2 protein-coding genes are annotated in these 1,655 nt (G+C 38.9%); one reads left to right on the forward strand and one right to left on the reverse strand.

The window, feature by feature from the left end; genetic code table 11:
• Positions 1 to 225 precede the first annotated feature (225 nt).
• Positions 226 to 384 (forward strand): hypothetical protein, encoded by a 159-nt coding sequence (locus tag V7149_RS26350; protein ID WP_335348506.1) that lies wholly within the window; start codon positions 226 to 228, stop codon positions 382 to 384.
• A gap of 80 nt (positions 385 to 464) precedes the next feature.
• On the opposite strand, the gene V7149_RS26355 is transcribed toward V7149_RS26350, so the two are convergent.
• A partial coding sequence (locus V7149_RS26355; protein WP_335348507.1) for a catalase occupies positions 465 to 1,655 on the reverse strand: 1,191 nt, incomplete at its 5' end.

Genomic DNA, 1,655 nt, shown 5'->3' on the forward strand with positions numbered 1-1,655 from the left:
AAGTAATCCATTTTTACATAATACAAGATTTTTTCTTATAAAACTAGCATTTTTAGTAGCTAAGAAGGTGGAAAATGATTGGATATAAAGGGAAAAGAAATTTGATTGACAAAAATTCAGATGAACTTTGAACAAACCATTTATTCAGAAAAGAGGGGAATTATTTTATTTGAATATTTTCAAAAGAAAAAACCACATTATAAGTAATTTAATGAAAGGGGATGAATGATCATAAAAAAGGAGAATAATAAACCGGTTCCAAATGTCTCAGGAAGTTTTCAGATTGTCAGTGAAGAGCAAAAGAATTCTTTAGAAGAAACAATAGAAAATGGTGAATTAGACGAAGAAAGTTTGTATTACGCGAGAGTTTTTATGGAAGAGTAAAAAAACAGGCAAGCAAAAAGCACACCAAATTTAGTAAATAATCGGTGTGCTTTTTTATCATTTTGCTTATGACTAGAAAATTATCTTTCTTCCTTTACTTCAACTTCGATTTCATTCAATGGGATACCAATCGCATTTGCGACTCCTTCACCGTAAGCAGGATCCGCTTGATAGCAATGTTTAATATGGCGAATCTGAATATGTCTTTCAACACCATTCATATTACGAGCTGTATTTTCAAACAATACTTGCTGTTGTTCTTTGCTCATTAAGTTGAAGAGACGGCCAGGCTGTTCAAAGTAGTTGTCATCATCTTCTCTAAAATCCCACTGACCGGCATCCCCTTGGAGAGCAAGGTACGGTTCTTTATACTTAGGTTGTTCTTTCCATTCACCATAACTGTTTGGTTCATAGTGAATGGTGCTGCCTTTGTTGCCGTCCACTCTCATTGCTCCATCACGATGGTAGCTGTGGAAAGGGCACTTTGGCTGATTAACAGGAATTTGATGGTGGTTAACACCTAAACGATAGCGCTGAGCATCTCCGTAAGAGAATAATCTGCCTTGCAGCATTCTATCAGGTGAGAAGCTAATACCTGGTACGACATTAGCTGGTGTAAAGGCAGCCTGTTCTACTTCAGCGAAATAGTTTTCTGGATTCCGATTGAGCACCCATTCTCCAACCTCGATGAGAGGGTAGTCCTTCTTATACCATACTTTAGTTAAGTCAAATGGGTTATCAGGATGATTTTTTGCTTGTTCCTCTGTCATCACTTGGATGTACATTTTCCATTTTGGGAAGTTGCCATTTTCGATATTTTCATAAAGATCTCTTTGATGGCTTTCACGATCTTTTCCAACAAGTAGTTCTGCCTCTTCGTCAGTGATGTTTTCAATGCCTTGTTGTGAACGCATGTGGAATTTCACCCATACTCGTTCATTTTGATCATTGATCATACTAAATGTATGGCTTCCGAATCCATGCATCGTACGGTACGACTTCGGAATTCCGCGGTCACTCATGACGATGGTCACTTGGTGCAATGCTTCAGGAAGTGAAGTCCAGAAGTCCCAGTTGTTGTTAGCGTTTCGCATATTCGTGCGGGGGTCACGCTTAACAGCATGGTTCAAATCAGGGAATTGCATCGGGTCTCTGAAGAAGAACACGGGTGTATTATTTCCAACGAGATCCCAGTTTCCTTCTTCCGTATAAAATCTCATCGAAAATCCACGAATATCCCGTTCAGCATCTGCTGCACCACGCTCACCAGC

It is taken from the genome of Bacillus sp. JJ1503, from assembly GCF_036965125.1.
GTDB lineage: Bacteria > Bacillota > Bacilli > Bacillales > Cytobacillaceae > Cytobacillus.